The organism is Dehalococcoidia bacterium (genome assembly GCA_028711995.1).
GTDB lineage: Bacteria > Chloroflexota > Dehalococcoidia > SZUA-161 > SpSt-899 > JAQTRE01.
Window position 1 is genome coordinate 1 of sequence record JAQTRE010000026.1, and the last position, 18,787, is coordinate 18,787.

The following is an 18,787-nucleotide window of genomic DNA, read 5'->3' on the forward strand; positions in this document are numbered from 1 at the left end:
AACCCAGTATCATCCGCTTCATTGGCTTAAAAGGACGACTGTAGCAATTCTAAGGCATCGTCTCTATCCTGATTGTGAGTATAGAGGCTGTGAAAAAACATGTCAACCAAAACCGAGCAGAACCAAAGATGCCGGACGCCATCCTAAAATGGCCGACCTTATCCGCAAGGCCGGAAGCCAACTCATTCGCCGCCGGTTCAATGACATCTCCGATCTCAACGCCGCGCTCTATGCCAGTCTGGTAGAACATCTGGAGCGTACCGGACGGCTCCGCACCAAGCCATTCGACGCCGCCGCCTGTCCCGATGCCACCCTTGCCGATATCGCGGAAGATAAGTTGAAATGGTTTCTCGGACTGACCCGCCGCGAGCGTCAATATCCCTTGCGCGAAGATGCGCCGCCTTCCGAGGCCCTGGCGCACCTCAACCTTCTCGATGCCGGGCAGCCCAGCCATGCCGCCGTTCTGCTTTTCGCCCGCCAGCCCCAGAAATTCCTGCTCACCTCCGAGGTCAAGTGCATGCGTTTCCACGGCACGGAAGTCGGCAAACCCATTCCCTCCTATCAGATTTACCGGGGCACGGTCTTCGAACTCGTGGATCAGGCCGTGGACTTCGTCATGTCCAAGATTGATCGCGCCGTCGGCACCCGCGCCCTCGGCCCGCAAGCGCCTGTTGAATACGAACTGCCTCGCGAAGCCGTGGCCGAAGCCATCGTCAACGCCGTTGCTCACCGCGACTACACCAGCAATGCCAGCGTGCAGGTCATGCTCTTCGCCGACCGGCTTGAGGTCTGGAACCCCGGCGAACTTCCACCTCCGCTGACCCTTGAACAATTGCGCTTGCCCCACGCCTCCATCCCTCGCAATCCGCTCATTGCCGAGCCCTTGTTTCTGGCGCGCTACGCCGAGAAGGCCGGCAGCGGCATTCTTGATATGATCGCTCGCTGCCAACAAGCGGGCTTGCCCTCGCCCCAATTCCATCAGGAAGGCGGTCAGTTTATCCAGACACTCTGGCGACCCAAGCCAGTGGCAACCGAACAAGTCGAGGCCCATGATGAGGCCCATGATGAGGCCCATGATCAAGTCAGCTTGTCGGAACGCCGGATCATGACCGCTTGTCTTGCGGCGCCGCAGAGCACACCAGAGCTTTTAACTGCCTTGGGTTACCCCGCACGTACTGGTAACTTCAAGCGCGGCCTGAAAAACCTGATTGCTCTGAATTTACTGGAAATGAGCTTGCCGGAAAGCCCTCGCAGTAAGAACCAGAAATACCGCCTTACGGATAAAGGCCGCGCCTGGATCGCCCTCCAAAAACCAGAAGGAGGCGCGCGATGACTGACGGTACTTCGACTCCGCTCAGCACAGGCCTTAAGCCGTACCCGAAATATGAGACGAGCATGTTTACGACGATCTTCTGGGATATTGTTTGCAGTAAATCGAATCGCTCAAGGCGAAGGGCATCATTTAAGGAGATGAATTCCGTCATTCCGGCGCACGCCGGAATCCAGGCCAGAGAACGAAAACTTGAAGATGGACTCCTGCCTTCACCGGAGTGACGTTATAAACGTTAAAATGAACGGCAAAAGAGCTAGTCAAACAAAGAGGACCCCTCTCCATGGTTTGCGCGTCATTGATCTGGGCCAGGTCTACGCCGGGCCTTATGCTGCCCGGATACTGGCGGATATGGGTGCAGAAGTAATCCGGGTGGAATCGGCGGTGCGGTCCGGGCGGGGAGGGCAAAATCCTCAACCAGGGGCGATTTACCCAGATGGCGATCCCGGCAAAAAGCCTTACAATCGCTCGGCCTACTATAACGAGCTCAACCGCAACAAGCTCGCCGTCAGCCTCGATCTGTCTAAAGAGCAAGGGCGAGAGGTTTTCAAGAGGCTGGTAAAGGTCAGCGACGGGGTGATCGAGAACTTCAGCCCGCGGGTGATGGCCAATTTCGAATTGGACTACCCGGTGTTGAGCCAGATCAATCCCAAAATCATCATGGCCTCGATCTCCGGTTACGGGCAGACCGGCCCCTATCGCGATTATGTCAGCTTCGGGCGAGGAATTGAAGCAATGTCCGGGCTCTCCGAGATCACTGGCTATGAAGATGGACAGCCGCTTGGGCCCGGAATTGCCTATGCCGACGCCAACGCCGGACTTCACGCTGCCTTCGCTATCCTGGCAGCGCTACGGCAGCGCCGACGAACGGGAAAGGGCCAGCACATCGATCTCTCGCTCCGGGAAAGTCTAACATCACTCCTTGGAGAGCAGATTATCAATTCCTCGATGAACCACAGAGCTCCAGTGCGGAAGGGAAATCAGGACTGCCCGAAGGCGTTTCAGGGTTGCTATCGCTGCCGCGGCGACGATGCGTGGATAGCTATTTCGATCTGCTCCAAGCAGGAATGGAAATCGCTTTGGAGCATCATCGGCCATCCGCCAAATCTCCCAGATTTGTCCATTTTGGAAGAAGGACGGGAGGAGTTGGAAAGACTGATCGAGTGCTGGACGCTTGAATACGAACCTGAAGAAGCTATGAATATTCTGCAACGGGCAGGCGTGCGCGCAGGGATGGTATGCGGTGCCGGGGAACTCACAAGCAACCCACACCTCCAGGCAAGAGGCTCCTTCGAGAAGATGGCCCATCCCGAAGCAGGCATCCATCCGAATCCCGGCATGCCCTGGAAGTTCAGCCGGTCTCCCCTCCATATCAGAATGCCTGCCCCATGCTTTGCCCAGCATAACAACTATGTTTTCGGCGACCTGCTGGGAATGTCATCGGAAGAGATTGCGAAACTGGAAGCAGAAGGGGTTACGGCCAGATTCCCAACCCGGTAGAAAATATTTAAGCCTATCTGCTCATGACAAGACCCTTCCTTAGTGATACAGTGATCACTGAAGCAATGGGAGGCCCTTGAGTGAACGGCCAGAGGTGCCGGTTGCCAAGGTTCCCTTGAAATGCTACCATGGAAATCAAGGGAAATAAAAAACATGCGCTGTCGCGGTATCCGTGGGGCAACCACTGCTCAAAACAACACCAGGGAAGAGATACTCCATGCAACGAGGGAGTTGTTGCAGAATCTCATCGAGGCTAACCAGATCAAAGTGGAAGAAGTGGCTTATGCCTATTTCACCACCACCACGGATCTGAATGCCGAATTTCCAGCCGTGGCGGCCCGTGAGATCGGATGGACGAATACGGCACTTCTCTGCGGACATGAGATGAGCGTACCCGGCAGCCTGGAAAAGTGCATCCGCATCCTGATCCTTTACAACACTGAGAAATCCGCCGCCGAGATGGCACACATCTATCTGAAGGGAGCGGAGAATCTGAGAAGCAATTTTTCCAGGAACGAAACGAGGTGATGGAAACATGTTGGTGGTTTTAGGGAAAACGGCCCGGGAAGAAGACTTACAAGGCCTGCTGGACCGGCTGAGCAAAGAAGGCCTAGCCGGGCATGTATCTCGCGGGGTGGATCGTACTGTCATTGGAGTGGTGGGCCAGACCCATCCGGAATTCCGTGATATTCTGGTGGTGCTTCCCGGCGTCGAGGATGTGATCCCCATCAGCAAGCCTTATAAGCTGGCAAGCCGCGAATTCAATCCTGCCGATACCACCATCAACGTCGGCGGGGTAATCATCGGGGGAAATTCTATCGTCATCATGGCTGGCCCCTGTGCAGTGGAAAGCGAGGAGCAGATCATGGCCACCGCCCGGGCAGTAAAAAAGGCCGGAGCTCAAATCCTGCGCGGCGGGGCTTTCAAGCCGAGCACTTCACCCTATAGCTTCCGCGGTTTGGGGGAAGAAGGCCTAAAACTCCTGGCAGAGGCTCGCGCCGAAACGGGTTTACCGATCATCACCGAAGTGCTCACGCCCCGTGATGTTGAGCTGGTTTCCCGCTATGCCGATATTCTTCAGATCGGTGCACGCAACATGCAGAATTTCATCCTCCTGGATGAAGTGGGCCAAATCAAGAAGCCGGTGATGCTCAAACGGGGAATGTCGGCCACCATTCAGGAATGGCTCCTTTCGGCGGAATATATTCTCTCCCACGGAAATCGCCAGGTGATGCTCTGCGAACGGGGGATCCGAACCTTCGAGACTTACACCCGAAACACGATGGACATCAGCGCCATCCCGATTATCAAGAAACTCAGTCATCTGCCGATCATTGCCGATCCCAGCCACGGCACCGGGAAATGGGACCTGGTTACCCCAATGGCTCTGGCTTCTATCGCTTCAGGAGCAGACGGCATTATCGTTGAGGTTCATCCCAATCCGGATAAAGCGCTGAAGGATGGGCCGCAGTCGCTCACCTTCGAGAACTTCGAGATGCTGACTTCCAAGCTAGTTCCGATAGCATCCTCAGTGGGTAGAAAGGCCGGATAACAATCCATGCCGATAACCAAAAAGCGTGGGGAGATCATCGATACAAAGAAGGGTTTGGTGTTCGGCACGGCAGGGATTCCGCATAGCACTAATTCTCCGCATACGGCACAGGCTGGTATTACACGTATTCACGGGCTTGGACTCGGATGCATGGAAATGGAGTTTGTGCAAGGGGTCAATATGGGAGAGAAGACGGCCCTGGCAATCGGCGCGGCTGCCCGAAACCGGGGGATAAGGCTCACTGCACATTGCCCCTATTACATCAATCTCAATTCACCTGAGGAGGAGAAGGTCCTTGCCAGCAAAGAGCGAATTCTCCAGACGGCTCGGGTAGCCTCGGCATTCGGTGCGGATGGGGTGGTGTTCCACGCCGCTTTCTATATGAAAACCCCTCTGGAAGAAGTCTATGACAAAGTGAAGCGGCACCTCATCGAGATCGTGGACCAACTGGACAAAGAGAAAAAGCGGGTCTGGATTCGACCAGAGGTCATGGGAAAAGCCTCCCAGTTCGGCACTTTGAATGAGATACTCCGGTTGAGCACAGAAGTGGAAGGCGTAGCGCCCTGCATCGATTTTGCCCATCTGCACGCTCGAACGGGAAATTTCAACTCACACAAGGAATTCTCTCAGGTTTTGTACCAAGTTGGGGAAAAGCTGGGCAGAAAAGGGCTGGATAATTTACATCTTCACATATCGGGGATTGAGTATGGCGATAAAGGGGAGAGAAAGCACCTGAACCTGGGGGAATCGGATTTCCAGTATGTAGAGCTTCTCCAGGCTCTCAAAGATCATGAGGCCAAAGGGATGGTCATTTGTGAAAGCCCCAATCTTGAAGGAGATGCCTCTCTCTTGCAGGCAACCTACCAGACGCTGTAGCAACAGTTTGCGAGATAGAATGCCGACAGAGGTGTTAAAACTTTGAATCTTTCCGTGCAGCTGGCACCGAAAAACAAACGAGGCTTGCTTCTGGCCAATCCAGTGATCGCCGCTTCCGGCACTTTTGGATATGGGACCGAATACGCGGAGCTGATCGATATCCAAAAGCTGGGCGCCATCGTCTCCAAGGGGATAACGCTCCGGCCTCGCCAGGGAAATCCCCAGCCGCGGCTGGTGGAAACTGCCTCCGGATTGCTCAATTCAATCGGGCTGGAGAACATCGGGGTGAAAGCCCTGATACGGCAGAAAGCACCTCTGTGGGCTCAATGGCAGGTTCCGGTGATCGTCAACATCGCCGGGGATAGCATCGAAGAGTATGCCGAGTTGGCAGGAATGCTGGAGAGTGTGCCTGGAATCAGCGGAATCGAGGTGAACATCAGTTGTCCTAACGTGGCAGCTGGTGGAATGGCATTTGGGACCGATTCCGGAATGGCGGCCGCAGTAACTTCCGCTGTTAGAAATCGAACCACCCTGCCGATTATCGTCAAGCTGACCCCGAATGTGACGGATATCGTCCCGATTGCTCGCGCCGTTGTGGACGCCGGTGCCGATTCTCTGACCGTTGCCAATACCTTCAAGGGCATGGCCATTAATATATCCAGTCGTCGACCCGTGCTGGGGAATATCGCCGGAGGGCTTTCCGGACCGGCAATCAAGCCTCTGGCGCTTCATCTGGTCTATAGAGTGGCTCAAGCAGTGAAGGTGCCCATCATCGGATGCGGTGGAATCGCCTCTGCTGGCGATGCACTCGAATTCATTATGGCTGGCGCCAGCGCGGTTCAGGTGGGAACAGCCACCTTTGTCGATCCCCGGATACTGACCGGGATTGCAGAAGGGATTGAGCACTTCATGGGAAAAGCCGGATTGACCGATCTTCAGGAGCTCATCGGCGCAGCAAACAGCGGGTACAAATCGATATGACATTACACATGAAACCTGCAGAACTGAAAGAGGCGTTTCTCGATCTGATCTTCCCTCCGCGATGCATTGGCTGCGGCAAGGAAGGAGGGTTTTTGTGCGCGCCTTGCAGTGAGGCTCTTCCTGCCCTGGAACCGCCGTTTTGCCAACGCTGCGGAGTTCCCACATCGGATGGAAAGCTGTGTCAGAACTGCCGCAACTGGTCTCCCGCTATCGATGGGATTCGTTCGCCTTTTCTTCATACGGGACTGGCGCGCCAAGCCGTTCATCACCTTAAATACAAAAATCAGAAAGTCTTGGCCCGACCCATAGCCGGGGTTATGGCTAAATATTTGAAGTCCAACCCCCTGCCTGTTGATGTCTTGACGGCCGTGCCGACGCACCCCAAGAGAACACGCCAGCGTGGTTATAACCAGGCCGATTTGATAGTAAGGGAGCTCAGCCAGACCATCCAATTGCCGGCTTCTCAGGAAACACTCGCACGCCGGAGAAACACCCCTTCTCAGGTTTCCCTGGGAGCCGAGGCTCGCCGCAAGAATGTCCAAGAAGCCTTCATATGTAAAGACAAGTCTCTCTCAAGTAAACGGGTGCTTCTTGTAGACGATGTATGTACTACCGGTGCCACCTTAAATGCCTGCGCCGTGGCTCTGAAAGAGGCTGGAGCAGCCTCTGTTTGGGGATTGACCTTTTCCAGAGAATGCTGAAGATCGGAGGATGACGTGAATCTAGTTATCAGAGGTAAAAACATCGAGGTTCCGGAAAACGCCAGGGATTACATCACCAAGAAGACCAATCGATTTGATCGCCATCTGAAAACCATCACTGAGATCAAGGTGGAAGTATCGGAAGAGAAAACACGATCAAAAGAGAACCAGTATGTGGTGGAAATGACCATCAACTGCCAGGGCACCTATATCAGAGGTGAAAAGCGAGGGCCGGATATTTTTTCTGCCGCTGATGCTGCTACGGATGTGGTCGAACACCAAATCGATCGATACAGGGGACACCTTCAAAACAGAAAGTCACAGCCTGCATCCCAAAAAGAGACCGTGGAGGTTGATGAGACTTTCGATAAGGAAAGCACGCCCATAAAAGTGAAACGTTTTCCGATCAGGCCGATGTCGCCCGAGGAAGCAATCGATCAAATGGAATTGCTGGGACACGACTTCTTTGTCTTTTTCAGCCGTAACAACGATCAAATCAATGTGGTGTATCGCCGCAAAGACGGGGCCTATGGTTTGATCGAACCTGAATTCGACTAGAGAATGTGGCGGGTGGTGCCCATGGCACCACCCGCCACGCGAAGAGGTCAGAACTGCAACGAAATATCAACGCCGCTAATTGGCCGAAGATGTCAGACTTGCCTTCAGGTATCTTTCGATCTCACTCAACGGATACAGCTCGCACTCAATTGGGACCCCAGGCGATAGCCGGGATACGCTTCCTGAGCTTCCAAATGCCTCTTGCATGAATGCACTGCCAAAATCTCCCAGCAAGACAAACCGCACGCAAATGTCACGTCCTGAAATCTCCCGGTATTCGTAAGCCTGATCGAGAAGTGACGGAACACGGTCCCACTCGATCCATGACGTCAAGGCATCAACCTCGCTGTTCATCTCCAGCGCAAGAAGCACGTCCCTCTCCTTGACACGTGTTATGCCATCAAACTCCAGAACTCTGGTCTTGCCCTGGACAAGAACGTGCTTAACTATCGGCACTCCGTACTCGGATTCCAGAAATGAGAGGGCCAGCCCCTTGATTTTGGAAGCGGAAGTTGTATTCAAATCGATCCCTTTGATCTGGGCTTTCCATAAGCCGACCCCTTCAATACATACCGGCACCAGCATGGACTGGGCGATATTCTTCAAGCCTTTGATCGCCGTATCGAAGTTAGGCCCGGCCCATGATTTGCCGGATGCTTCCTGAAAATACCGCTGGCTCTTGACCGTTGTCGTGGCATAGATTCCAATATCGATTTCGGTTTCCGGAGACTTCCGGGCCGTTTCAAATCCCACCATGTTCTCCGGAGAAGAGGTTGATTCAAAGCCAAGGAGGAAACCGACCCTCTCTTTGCGGAAATCCATCAGAGGGACGAGTTCTTTTCCATCCCAACCAGCAGGCTCGCTCTCCCATCCCTTCCGCAAGAGGTCGTCTCTCACCATTTCAGCATACTCGTCACCCGAAAGCGGGAGCACATCGCTGGCAGGCTGCAGAAGCGCACCTTCAACCTCCCCCACAACCGCCCCGTACTTTTTGAGGAGTTCTTCTCCCAGACGATAGGAGTACTTCTTCAATGCGAGCTTCATCGGAGCCTCCCTCTTCACATTGATTTAGGAAATCATGGTCAACATCCCTCTACCCATTTGGATCAGCCGCTGAAGAGCTGTTGTGGAAACTAAGTGCTGGAGGGCCGATAGACGAGGCCCTATCTTGTTAAGCCCCGTCCGGTTTGGTGATTAGTATAGCATAAGAATAATGGCAATTGCAGATAGCTCTCTTGCATTTTGAGGAAAGTCTGGAGAACGACTCAGATTGATGTATCGCCGAACAGAGAGGCACTACAGATTGATTCAGTGGGAGGGAAGCCAGCACGTGTAGTGTTTCAACAACGGCTTTCCCCTGTTTTGTCATTCCGGACTTGATCCGGAATCCATCGTTTTCCATCTGGATTCCCGCCTTCGCGAGAATGACAGCGGCGTGCTGGATATTTGCGACGCGATTGTGGTAACAATACGAGGGTGGGTTTTACCTGACCACCTCGGAAGGTCCGCCGATCCTGCCCAGGATGGCGCTGGCGGCGGCCACCGCCGGACCAGCCAGATAGACCTCCGACTTGGGGCTTCCCATCCGGCCCACAAAGTTGCGATTGGTAGTAGAAATGCAGCGCTCACCAGCCGCCAGAATACCCATATATCCGCCCAGGCAGGGCCCGCAGGTGGGAGTACTCACTGCCGCTCCGGCCTTGATGAAGTCTTCAATGAGTCCCATTTTGAGGGCTTCCAGATAAATCAGCTGAGAGCCGGGAATGATGATGCAGCGTACATTTTTGGCTACCTTTCTGCCCTTCAGAATCTCGCCAGCGACGATGAGGTCATCGAGCCTGCCGTTGGTGCAGCTCCCGATCACTACCTGGTCGATGGGCACGTTGCCCACCTTGCTGATAGGTTTGGTATTGGAAGGCAAATGCGGGAAAGACACCTGAGGCTCGATCTTGGAGGCATCGTATTCGATCACCTTCGCATATCGGGCATCGGGGTCAGGATTGTAAGCGGTGAAGGGACGACTAGCCCTCGCTTTGACATACTCCAAAGTCTTTTGATCCACCCGGAAAAGACCCGCCTTGCCGCCAGCCTCGATCGCCATGTTAGCCATGCTGAAGCGCCCATCCATCGGAAGGGAATCAATCGCCTCGCCAGCAAATTCCATTGCCTTATAAAGCGCCCCATCCACTCCGATATCGCCAATGGTGTGCAGAATGAGGTCTTTGCCTCCAACCCACTTTTGCAGTTTACCGTGATAAACGAACTTGATAGTCGCCGGCACCTTCATCCATATTTCGCCGGTTGCCATGGCGGCAGCAATATCAGTGGAACCCATACCGGTAGCAAAGGCTCCTAGCGCGCCATAAGTGCAGGTGTGGGAATCAGCGCCGACCACAACATCGCCGGGAACCACCAGCCCCTTTTCCGGCAGGATTACGTGTTCGATTCCCATCTCCCCGACTTCAAAATAGACGACCCCTTGCGCCAGAGCAAATTCGCGCATCATTTTGGCCTGTTCTGCCGAAGGAATATCCTTGTTAGGAACAAAGTGGTCAGGTATCATCACCACTTTCGTGGGATCGAAGACCTTCTCCACTCCGATGCGCTTGAACTCTTTGATTGCGATGGGCGCAGTAATGTCGTTGGATAACACAAGGTCCACCCGCACATTGATGAGTTCGCCGGGTGATACCGTCTTTTTATTCGTGTGGACAGCAAGTATCTTTTCAGCGATGGTCATTTGCTTTCACCTTCATTTCAGGGACAAGTTTCCCCTCAACAGCGTGTTGAAATAGTCTGACTCAACCCCCTGGCCCCCAATCGTTGGGGGAATCTTTTGAATTTGGGGGACACCCTTCGACAAGCTCAGGACAGGCTCCCCAAACCCCCGGCAGAGAAGTATCTCTGCACTCTCTATCAACAGGACGAGCACAAGAATCGCCCCTTCTGACAACTAAACTGGGTTACATACAACCAGTCTAAGCCGACAGCAGCCGGTTCAGGGCATTCAGATAGGCTCGGGCGCTGGCAACAATGATATCCGTGTGAGCTCCCCTTCCAGTGTATACCGTGCCATCGTGTTCGATCCTCACCGTAACTTCGCCGAGCGCATCGATGCCTGCTGTGACCGATTTGACACTGAATTCGATCAACTTAACCGGAACTTTCACCAGTTGGTTGATGGCCACATAAACTGCATCGACCGGGCCTGTCCCCGTAGCCGCTGTGGTCACTATCTGGCCATTGGGATTGGTCAACTTGACAGTGGCAGTAGGAATGCTCGGCTCGCCACAGGAAACCTGCACCTGCTCCAGATGATATTTCTCGGAGACAGTGCGCAGTTCCTCGGCCACAAGCGCCTCAAGATCGCGTTCCGTGATCTCCCGCTTCTTATCCGCCAGTTCCTTGAAGGCAATGAATGCCCGGTTGACATCATCATCGCTCAGAGTATAATGCAACTCCTCCAGACGTTTTCTAAAAGCATGACGTCCGCTGAGTTTCCCCAGAGAAAGTGTGGTGCCGGAGAGACCGATGGAAGTCGGGTCCATGATCTCGTAGGTAGTCCGCTCCTTGATGACGCCATCCTGATGAATGCCGGATTCATGGCGAAAGGCGTTCGATCCCACGATAGCCTTGTTGGGCTGGACATACATCCCGGTGCGTTCGCTCACCAGACGGCTGGTCCTATAGATTTGTGTGGTATCGATGCTCGTGGCATAGTGCAACAAGTCCTGCCGGGTCTTGATAGCCATAACGATCTCTTCCATCGAAGCGTTCCCGGCCCGCTCGCCGATCCCATTGACCGTGCACTCGATCTGACGCACTCCATGATCCAGCACCGCCAGGCTGTTAGCTACGGAAAGGCCAAGGTCATTATGGCAATGAACACTGACTCGGGCCCGCTTGATATTGGGCACATTCTTGAAAATGCCGTCGATCAGCTTGCAGAACTCCTGCGGGATAGTATAGCCGACAGTATCCGGGATATTCACCGTAGTGGCGCCGGCATTGATCACCGCTTCCAGGATTTGATAGAGGTATTCCGGATTGGTGCGTGTGGCATCCATCGGGGAAAACTCCACATCGTCGAGATACCCCTTGGCCCGGGCTACCATATCGCGAGAAGACTGCAGGATGCGTTCTCGATCCTTCTTGAGCTGGTGGAAGATATGGATATCGGAGCTAGAGAGAAAAACGTGAATTCTGGGATGCAGGGCATCTTTGACGGCCTCCCAAGCCGCATCCACAGCGTCCGGTTGAGCATGGGCCAAACCACAGATGATCGGCCGCTGCACCTGGCTGGCAATGCGCCGCACTGCTTCCAGTTCGCCTTTGGAGCTGACCGGAAAACCGGCTTCGATGATATCCACACCGAGCCTGTCCAGTTGTTTGGCAATCTCCACTTTTTCATCGGCGGTCAGCGCTGCTCCCGCCGATTGTTCTCCGTCCCTCAATGTGGTATCGAAGATATAGACCTTATCCATATCCATCATGTTCTTCTCCTAGCTCATTGCAGGAAATTAAAGAGGCTCTATACAACCCTTTTGCCCCCAAGATTGGGGGAATTCTCCCTCACCCCCTCGGTCCCCCTCCCCCGTTTACGGGAGAGGGGGAAGAAGAACAAACTTGGGGAACACCCCCAAACCCCGGAAGGGAAGTGTCCCTTCACCCTCTGCACAAGTGTCATTCCGGACCTGATCCGGAATCCACGTCTTCTTTTGCCTCCGGTGTGGGCGAGCCAAGGATCGCCCCTACTGACCACTGACAACTTACTTCAGCCAGGGCATCATGGAGCGAAGTTCAGCTCCCACTTCCTCGATCTCATGCTCGGCCTCCATTCGACGCATAGCGGTGAATCCCGGACATCCGGCCTGGTTTTCCAGAATCCACTGGCGGGCAAAGGTGCCGTCCTGAATCTCTTCAAGGATATTCCACATCTCCTCACGAGACTCTTCGTTGATCACGCGAGGGCCACGGGTGTAATCGCCGTATTCTGCGGTATTGCTGATTACCCGGCGCATCTCTTTGAGCCCGCCCCTGTGAATAAGATCGACGATGAGCTTCATCTCATGGCAAACTTCAAAGTAGGCGATCTCCGGCTGATAACCTGCATCAACCAGCGTCTCAAAGCCAGCCTTGATCAGGGCGGAAACGCCGCCGCAGAGGACAGCCTGCTCGCCGAAAAGATCGGTCTCGGTTTCCTCAGCAAATGTCGTCTCCAGCACGCCCGCCCGGGCAGAGCCTATTCCGGCGGCATAAGCCAGCGCCAATTCCCTGGCCTTACCGGAGGCATCCTGGTAAACGGCTAAGAGCGCCGGAATACCCACTTTTTCGACGTAAAGCTGCCGCACCATGGTGCCCGGTCCCTTGGGGGCAATCATGGTAACATCGACATCGGCCGGAGGCACAATCTGATTGAAATGGATATTGAACCCATGAGCGAACATGAGCATCTTGCCCGCGGTGAGATTCTTCTCTACCGACTCGTGGTAAATTTTGGCCTGCAAAGTATCGGGGACAAGCATCATGATAATATCCGATGCGGCGGATACCTCATCAGCAGTTCCGACCTTGATCTTTGCCGCTTTTGCCCGCTTCCACGGTTCGCTCTCGGGAACCTCGGCAACCATCACTTTGCAGCCGCTATCCTTCAGATTCTGGGCATGCGCATGTCCCTGGCTGCCAAATCCGATGATGCCAATGGTTTTTCCTTTGAGCAAACTGAGATCTGCATCCTTCTCGTAATAAATTGTAGCCATATCTCCTCCTAATTATGATTTAATCCCTTGTATTAAAATCGGACAAAAACAGACCCCTCGAAAGCGGGATTCCGTTTTCTTCCTCTTTATCCCTAACCCCGGCAGGGGAATATCCCTGCTCATCACCCTCAATTCTGACAACCTTCAGGATTGTTCTGACTCTTGCCTCCAGAGCGGTCCGAGAGTCCCTCTGGTGATGGCAATAAGACCCGTGCGAGCCACCTCGATAATGCCAAAACCCCGGAAAAGCTCAATAAGGGAATTCACCTTGTCATCATCGCCGGAGACCTCTACCATGATGGATTCCGGGTTTATGTCAACCACATGGGCCCGAAAAACATCGGTGGCGATCTGGATGATCTCGCTTTGCGTTTCAGGGGTCGACTTCACCTTTATCAATGCCAATTCTCGGGAAACAATACTCTCATCGCTGATATCGGTCACCTTCACCACCCTGACGATTTTCACCAGCTGTTTTCTCACCTGATCCACTGCGGTGTTTGTTCCATCAACAACAATGACCATCCGGGAGAGGCCGGGAATCTCCGAGCGTCCCACGGCAATGCTCATAATATTAAACCCTCGCCGAAGGATCAGGCTGGATACCCGATTCAGGACACCCGGCTTATCTTCGACCAATGCGCTCAGGGTATGTTTGATTGCAGCCATTATCTCGGTCCTCCAATTATGAAAGGCACAAGCCCCAACCCATGCTAAAGTCGCTGCTTGCCCGGCAACGCAATATCATCACATTTCGGGTCTTTAATAATCTCTCCTATATTAGTGCCTGGCGCAACCATGGGATAGACATTCTCCTCAGGTTCGATTCTGAAGTCGATGAGGAACGGGCCCGGCGTATCGATGGCTGTTTTGATGGCTGGAATGACCTCCATTTTACTTTCCACTCGCACGGCCGGTATGCCGTAAGCCTCGGCGACCTTGATGAAATCCGGGTTGGAGAGCGGTGTAGCCACATAGCGACCTTTATAGAACAACTCCTGCCACTGCCGCACCATGCCCAGATAGCCGTTGTTCATGATGGCAATTTTAACGCCGATGTTGTCCTGAACCATCGTGCCCAGCTCCTGAATCGTCATCTGGAACCCGCCATCGCCGCAAATGGCCCACACAATATCATCCGGAAGGCCCACCTTGGCACCAATAGCCGCGGGAAGCTCAAACCCCATCGTCCCGAGACCTCCGGAAGAGACAAAGCTATTGGGCTTATCATACCAATAATGATGTGCAGACCACATTTGATGCTGGCCCACCCCGGTGACGATAGTGGCCTTTCCCTCGGTCACCTCATAGATCTGGCGGATCACATATTGGGGAAGCAGGTCTTCGGTTTCCCTTACTCGGGTGGTAGGATATAGCTGCCGCCACTGCTCGATCTGCTGAACCCAATCGATACGGCTCTGAGATTCAACTTTCTTGTTCAGTTCCTCAAGTACGGCTTGTGCGTCTCCCACCACAGGAACAGTGACCTTCAGGTTTTTGCCGATCTCAGCCGGATCGATGTCAATGTGGATAACATAGGCCCCCCTGGCAAATCCGGACACATTGGAGGTCGCCCTGTCATCGAATCTCATTCCGATGGCAATGATCAGGTCGGAAGCATCTACAGCCATATTGGCATAGGCCATCCCGTGCATTCCCAGCATACCAAAGCTAAGGACGTGGCTTTCCGGGAAGCATCCGATACCCAGAAGCGTATTGACCACCGGTATCTGAGACTTCTCTGCCAACTCCCTGAGATCCTTATAGGCTCCGGAAATAATCACGCCATGCCCGGCGATGATCACCGGACGCTTGGCTTCATTGATGAGCTTTGCAGCCTTCTCCAGCTGCAAAGGATCTGCCTCCATCACAGGGTGATAGCCAGTCAGATTGACCTGGGCCGGATAGTTGAAATTGGCTTGCTCTTCAAACACGTCTTTGGGAATATCGATGAGCACCGGGCCGGGCCTGCCCGTCCTGGCAATATGAAACGCCTCTTTGACCGCCTTGGCCAGATCGTCTGCCTTGTATACCATCGAGTTATGTTTGGTGATCGGCACCGTGATACCGATGATATCCACCTCTTGAAAACCATCCTTGCCGATATACTGGCGCGCTACCTGGCCGGTTATCGCCACCATGGGTATCGAGTCCAGATGGGCGTTGGCAATCCCGGTCACCAGGTTGGTGGCTCCCGGACCGGAGGTGGCAAAGCAAACCCCCACCTTGCCCGTTACCCGTGCGTAGCCATCAGCGGCATGGGCTGCTCCCTGTTCATGGCGCACCAGAATGTGGCGCAGCTGAGGATATTGAGGCAAAGTATCATATAAAGGTAATACCGCTCCACCGGGGAAACCAAAGACTACCTCCACGCCTTCCCTCACCAGCGATTCGCATAATATCTGGGCACCGGTCATTTTCATGAACTTTCTCCTAATCAGACAACCTCGGCGGAGTTTGAATATAACTGAAGCACATCAATCTCCGATCCAATCTATTCTATCAACTCTCCTTGAACACCGCTCCTGTGCTTGCCGAAGTAACCTTCTCGATGTACCGACCGAGATAGCCGCTGGTGATCTTCGGCTGAAATACCGGCAGCTTCGTCAGGCGACTCTTGATTTCGGACTGGCTCAGCTTGACATTCAGTTTGCAGTTCGGGATATCTATCTCTATAATATCACCTTCTCGCAGGGCAGCGATGGGACCGCCTTCAGCGGCCTCAGGCGAAACATGACCGATAGAAGCTCCCCTCGTGGCCCCTGAGAAGCGCCCATCAGTGATCAGTGCCACCTTTTCGCCCAGCCCCATTCCGGTGATCAGAGAGGTTGGGGTCAGCATCTCCGGCATCCCGGGCCCCCCTTTAGGCCCCTCATATCGAATAACGACAACATCGCCCGGCTTGATTGAGCCACTCATGATTCCCTTGGTAGCCTCGCTCTCAGAGTTGAAGATTCGGGCCGGACCTTTGTGCACCATCATCTCGGGAGCAACAGCTGCTCTTTTCACCACGGCACCATCCGGAGCCAGGTTGCCAAAGAGAATGGTAAGCCCTCCCCGCTCTGAATAGGGATTCTTGCGGGTTCGGATGACGTTGCGATCCCTTATCACCGCTTTGGCAATATTCTGTTTGACCGATTTCCCGGTGACTGTTTTGGCTTCGAGCCTCAGCAAATCTTTGAGCTCCTTCATCAGCCCCCAAATGCCACCGGCAAAATCCAAGTCTTCGATATGGTGAGTTCCCGATGGGCTCATCTTGGCGATATGAGGAGTGCTCTGGCTGATCTGATTGATCTGCTCCAGCGAGAATTTCACCTTTGCCTCGGAAGCGATGGCCATCAGGTGTAAAACAGAGTTGCTGCTGCCACCCATCGCAGTATCCACTGTGAAAGCGTTATGCATCGCATCTGGCGTGATGATATCCAGCGGGCGGATGTTCTTCTCCAGAAGTTCCAGCACTTTTCTTCCCGCTTCGCGGGCCAGGACAATTCGCCGAGAATCAACGGCAGGAATCGTGCCGTTCCCTCCAAGCCCCATACCGATAGCTTCGGTCAAGCAGTTCATGGTGTTTGCCGTGAACATGCCTGCACAGCTGCCGCAACCCGGGCAAGCGACTTTTTCCAGTGCCAGCAGCTCTTCCTCACTCATCTGACCGGTGGCCACCTTGCCTACGGATTCGAACATGGCGTTCAAATCGATGAACCTATCTGGCTCCGCCCTTCCAGCCATCATGGGCCCGCCGCTGACAAAAACAGAAGGGATGTTGAGCCGCACTGCCGCCATCAACATCCCGGGAATGACCTTATCGCAGTTTGGAATGAAGACCAACCCATCAAAAGCATGTGCCTGGACAACCACCTCCACCGAGTCGGCAATGAGCTCACGGCTGGGAAGGCTATACCTCATCCCGGCATGATTCATGGCAATACCATCGCAAATCCCGATGGTATTGAACTCAAACGGCGTTCCTCCGGCGCTGTATACCCCTTGCTTTACCGCTTCAGCGATCGTCCTGAGATGAATATGGCCGGGGATGATTTCGCTAAAGCTGTTCACCACGCCAATGAAGGGTTGCCCCAACTCTTTTTCACCACATCCCAATGCTCTCAGGAGAGTCCGGTGCGGCGCTCTTTCGATACCTTTCTTGACGACATCGCTTCTCATGATAATGCTTCTCCGCGAGATTTTGAATCAAAAAACCGCCCCGGAGGGAGCGGATTGCGATAAAATCCTATCGATCATACGTGGATAGACCATAGCATAGCCGTTATTCTGTGTCAAGGAAGGATTGTGCCCTGAATCTCCCTGTTCACTTCTGTTACCTTCACCCAACCAGAGTAGGGAAATCATCTGCCGCACCCCCTGCCATCCGATCAATAGAAAAAAGAGAGAGGGTATGTGTGTGGCGGTCTTGCGAGACCGCCACACACATACCCTCTCTTCCGATGAGGCCCTTCTTCGTTTACTCCAATGTTAAAAGCACCCCCCGGTGTCATTCGGGGGACAGGATGGTTCCCTATGGCTTTCTATGCTAGCACATAGTAACACTACGCTTTTCGTAACAGATTGGGCGAGTGACTGTTCGGTCATCAAACGCCCCCTGCGGCTTTGCCGCTCTCCCCTCTTTACGAAAGAGGGGGATCTGGGGGAGTTCGTAACCACTAAGCCGCCCAATACTATCAGCCATTACTGATGGTACAAGATACTAGTTACAGGCACTGAGTTGAAGCTGACCGGTCGCCCTGAAATAGGCAAGAACCGCATCAACTCGGGGATGCTTGACTTCAGCATCGCCATTACTCAATTTGCTGAAAATATTGCTGATGTGGCGTTCCACAGTTTTCGGTTCCAGACAAAGGACCTGAGCAATAGCTGAATTTCGATATCCCATGGCCAGCCAGCCCAGCACCTCTAATTCTCTGGCGGTGAGACCTGCAATATTTGAGTTCGATATATCGCTGTCCTGGATCAACCCGGCGAAAACCTGAGGGTCAACAATAACCCGTCCCTCAGACACATCATGAATCGCCCGAATCAGTTCTCTTCCAGTGCTGATCGAAGCCTTGAGCAGATAGGCTCCCCTCTTGCTGTTTCTGGCAAATCCCTTCAACTTGCCGATACTTTCGGCATCGAAATGTGCGGAAAGGAGAACAATACCAATTTGGGAAAAGTCTCTGCGGATTGTTTCCAAACCTGAGATGGTGTTAGACTGAACCAACTTGGTTCCTATGACCAAAATGTCAGGATTTGTCTGGAGCAACACCGCCTCAGTACCCTTCACATCTCCCTTGGTGATATGGGCCCCATCCCCACATCCAACAAGTTCAATAGAAGGCTCCTGTGAAAGAACAGTCTTGTACGCCTCCCTCAGTATTTCCTGTTCTTCTTCTATCCGTACTTTAATCCTATTCACGATGTTCCTCCTCTGTTGTCTAAGTACTGGCAGCAACTCTGTTTTTCAGATTTACGGGGGAAAACAGTACCATCGTACCACCAAAATGATAAAGTCCGCATAAAAACCAAGGGCCTT

The 18,787-nt window shown here is 53.6% G+C and carries 17 protein-coding genes; 9 read left to right on the forward strand and 8 right to left on the reverse strand.

Going from position 1 to position 18,787, the window contains the following annotated elements:
- Positions 1 to 148: 148 nt before the first annotated feature.
- The 9 genes from PHV74_05745 (at position 149) to raiA (ending at position 7,498) form a co-directional block, all read left to right on the forward strand.
- The gene (locus PHV74_05745) at positions 149 to 1,333 is read left to right on the forward strand and encodes an ATP-binding protein (GenBank protein ID MDD5093867.1); all 1,185 of its coding nucleotides are present in this window, start codon (positions 149 to 151) and stop codon (positions 1,331 to 1,333) included.
- Positions 1,330 to 1,554, forward strand: a complete 225-nt coding sequence (locus PHV74_05750) for a hypothetical protein (protein MDD5093868.1) — start codon at positions 1,330 to 1,332, stop codon at positions 1,552 to 1,554. Before PHV74_05745 ends, PHV74_05750 begins: the two co-directional genes overlap by 4 nt.
- A gap of 16 nt (positions 1,555 to 1,570) precedes the next feature.
- The gene (locus PHV74_05755) at positions 1,571 to 2,830 is read left to right on the forward strand and encodes a CoA transferase (protein ID MDD5093869.1); all 1,260 of its coding nucleotides are present in this window, start codon (positions 1,571 to 1,573) and stop codon (positions 2,828 to 2,830) included.
- A 153-nt stretch (positions 2,831 to 2,983) separates the two neighbouring features.
- Positions 2,984 to 3,358, forward strand: coding sequence for a chorismate mutase (aroH, locus tag PHV74_05760; GenBank protein MDD5093870.1), 375 nt, complete (start codon positions 2,984 to 2,986; stop codon positions 3,356 to 3,358).
- A gap of 7 nt (positions 3,359 to 3,365) precedes the next feature.
- Positions 3,366 to 4,382: a 3-deoxy-7-phosphoheptulonate synthase gene (aroF, locus tag PHV74_05765; GenBank protein MDD5093871.1), complete on the forward strand. Its 1,017-nt coding sequence runs from the start codon at positions 3,366 to 3,368 to the stop codon at positions 4,380 to 4,382.
- A 6-nt stretch (positions 4,383 to 4,388) separates the two neighbouring features.
- Positions 4,389 to 5,258: a TIM barrel protein gene (locus PHV74_05770; GenBank protein MDD5093872.1), complete on the forward strand. Its 870-nt coding sequence runs from the start codon at positions 4,389 to 4,391 to the stop codon at positions 5,256 to 5,258.
- 54 nt (positions 5,259 to 5,312) lie between these two features.
- Positions 5,313 to 6,239 (forward strand): dihydroorotate dehydrogenase, encoded by a 927-nt coding sequence (locus PHV74_05775; protein MDD5093873.1) that lies wholly within the window; start codon positions 5,313 to 5,315, stop codon positions 6,237 to 6,239.
- 8 nt (positions 6,240 to 6,247) lie between these two features.
- Positions 6,248 to 6,940 carry a ComF family protein gene (locus PHV74_05780; protein ID MDD5093874.1) on the forward strand — a complete coding sequence of 231 codons (693 nt, stop codon included), beginning with the start codon at positions 6,248 to 6,250 and terminating at the stop codon, positions 6,938 to 6,940.
- A gap of 15 nt (positions 6,941 to 6,955) precedes the next feature.
- On the forward strand, positions 6,956 to 7,498 hold the full coding sequence (gene raiA / locus PHV74_05785; protein MDD5093875.1) for a ribosome-associated translation inhibitor RaiA: 543 nt from the start codon (positions 6,956 to 6,958) through the stop codon (positions 7,496 to 7,498).
- Between the two features lie 75 nt (positions 7,499 to 7,573).
- On the opposite strand, the gene PHV74_05790 is transcribed toward raiA, so the two are convergent.
- The 8 genes from PHV74_05790 to PHV74_05825 all read right to left on the reverse strand — a co-directional run bounded on the left by PHV74_05790 (position 7,574) and on the right by PHV74_05825 (position 18,670).
- Positions 7,574 to 8,542, reverse strand: a complete 969-nt coding sequence (locus tag PHV74_05790; protein ID MDD5093876.1) for a hypothetical protein — start codon at positions 8,540 to 8,542, stop codon at positions 7,574 to 7,576.
- A gap of 439 nt (positions 8,543 to 8,981) precedes the next feature.
- On the reverse strand, positions 8,982 to 10,238 hold the full coding sequence (gene leuC, locus PHV74_05795; GenBank protein MDD5093877.1) for a 3-isopropylmalate dehydratase large subunit: 1,257 nt from the start codon (positions 10,236 to 10,238) through the stop codon (positions 8,982 to 8,984).
- Positions 10,239 to 10,476: 238 nt separating this feature from the next.
- Positions 10,477 to 11,982 (reverse strand): 2-isopropylmalate synthase, encoded by a 1,506-nt coding sequence (locus PHV74_05800; protein MDD5093878.1) that lies wholly within the window; start codon positions 11,980 to 11,982, stop codon positions 10,477 to 10,479.
- Positions 11,983 to 12,267: 285 nt separating this feature from the next.
- Positions 12,268 to 13,257 carry a ketol-acid reductoisomerase gene (gene ilvC, locus PHV74_05805; protein MDD5093879.1) on the reverse strand — a complete coding sequence of 330 codons (990 nt, stop codon included), beginning with the start codon at positions 13,255 to 13,257 and terminating at the stop codon, positions 12,268 to 12,270.
- A 144-nt stretch (positions 13,258 to 13,401) separates the two neighbouring features.
- Positions 13,402 to 13,926, reverse strand: coding sequence for an acetolactate synthase small subunit (ilvN, locus tag PHV74_05810; protein MDD5093880.1), 525 nt, complete (start codon positions 13,924 to 13,926; stop codon positions 13,402 to 13,404).
- Positions 13,927 to 13,970: 44 nt separating this feature from the next.
- Entirely contained in the window at positions 13,971 to 15,680 is a 1,710-nt protein-coding gene (gene ilvB, locus PHV74_05815; GenBank protein ID MDD5093881.1) for a biosynthetic-type acetolactate synthase large subunit, read from the reverse strand.
- Positions 15,681 to 15,759: 79 nt separating this feature from the next.
- Positions 15,760 to 17,421 (reverse strand): dihydroxy-acid dehydratase, encoded by a 1,662-nt coding sequence (gene ilvD, locus PHV74_05820; protein ID MDD5093882.1) that lies wholly within the window; start codon positions 17,419 to 17,421, stop codon positions 15,760 to 15,762.
- A gap of 541 nt (positions 17,422 to 17,962) precedes the next feature.
- Positions 17,963 to 18,670 (reverse strand): response regulator transcription factor, encoded by a 708-nt coding sequence (locus PHV74_05825; protein MDD5093883.1) that lies wholly within the window; start codon positions 18,668 to 18,670, stop codon positions 17,963 to 17,965.
- Between the last annotated feature and the right edge of the window lie 117 nt (positions 18,671 to 18,787).

Bases quoted from the DNA above. Each gene is read 5' to 3' on its own strand.
- PHV74_05755 (MDD5093869.1), top strand. From the start codon at position 1,571: ATGAACGGCAAAAGAGCTAGTCAAACAAAGAGGACCCCTCTCCATGGT.
- ilvN (MDD5093880.1), bottom strand. From the start codon at position 13,926: ATGGCTGCAATCAAACATACCCTGAGCGCATTGGTCGAAGATAAGCCG.
- PHV74_05745 (MDD5093867.1), top strand. From the start codon at position 149: ATGGCCGACCTTATCCGCAAGGCCGGAAGCCAACTCATTCGCCGCCGG.
- aroF (MDD5093871.1), top strand. From the start codon at position 3,366: ATGTTGGTGGTTTTAGGGAAAACGGCCCGGGAAGAAGACTTACAAGGC.
- ilvB (MDD5093881.1), bottom strand. From the start codon at position 15,680: ATGAAAATGACCGGTGCCCAGATATTATGCGAATCGCTGGTGAGGGAA.
- PHV74_05770 (MDD5093872.1), top strand. From the start codon at position 4,389: ATGCCGATAACCAAAAAGCGTGGGGAGATCATCGATACAAAGAAGGGT.
- ilvD (MDD5093882.1), bottom strand. From the start codon at position 17,421: ATGAGAAGCGATGTCGTCAAGAAAGGTATCGAAAGAGCGCCGCACCGG.
- PHV74_05800 (MDD5093878.1), bottom strand. From the start codon at position 11,982: ATGGATAAGGTCTATATCTTCGATACCACATTGAGGGACGGAGAACAA.
- PHV74_05790 (MDD5093876.1), bottom strand. From the start codon at position 8,542: ATGAAGCTCGCATTGAAGAAGTACTCCTATCGTCTGGGAGAAGAACTC.
- ilvC (MDD5093879.1), bottom strand. From the start codon at position 13,257: ATGGCTACAATTTATTACGAGAAGGATGCAGATCTCAGTTTGCTCAAA.
- PHV74_05750 (MDD5093868.1), top strand. From the start codon at position 1,330: ATGACTGACGGTACTTCGACTCCGCTCAGCACAGGCCTTAAGCCGTAC.
- aroH (MDD5093870.1), top strand. From the start codon at position 2,984: ATGCGCTGTCGCGGTATCCGTGGGGCAACCACTGCTCAAAACAACACC.
- leuC (MDD5093877.1), bottom strand. From the start codon at position 10,238: ATGACCATCGCTGAAAAGATACTTGCTGTCCACACGAATAAAAAGACG.
- PHV74_05780 (MDD5093874.1), top strand. From the start codon at position 6,248: ATGAAACCTGCAGAACTGAAAGAGGCGTTTCTCGATCTGATCTTCCCT.